Origin of the sequence: Bacillus cereus group sp. N11, assembly GCF_016483605.1 — a bacterium.
Taxonomy (GTDB): Bacteria; Bacillota; Bacilli; order Bacillales; family Bacillaceae_G; genus Bacillus_A; species Bacillus_A toyonensis.
This window is the reverse complement of sequence record NZ_JAEHBN010000128.1, coordinates 1-215: the sequence shown is the minus strand read 5'-3', so window position 1 is coordinate 215 and position 215 is coordinate 1. Positions and strand designations below refer to the sequence as shown.

The following is a 215-nucleotide window of genomic DNA, read 5'->3' as shown; positions in this document are numbered from 1 at the left end:
CGAAGTGGCTAAACGCGGCGGACTGTAAATCCGCTCCTTCGGGTTCGGCAGTTCGAATCTGCCCCCCTCCACCATTTTCTTTAAAATAACCTGAGAGGGTTTATTTTTTTGAGAAGATAAGCATACTAGTAAATATTAATGGGCTATAGCCAAGCGGTAAGGCAACGGACTTTGACTCCGTCATGCGCTGGTTCGAATCCAGCTAGCCCAGCCAT

At 47.9% G+C, this 215-nt stretch carries 1 tRNA gene; it reads left to right on the top strand.

Annotation, left to right across the window (positions count from 1 at the left end):
• Window positions 1-139: 139 nt before the first annotated feature.
• Window positions 140-214, top strand: a tRNA-Gln gene (locus JDS98_RS29985).
• The last annotated feature ends 1 nt before the right edge of the window (window position 215 follow it).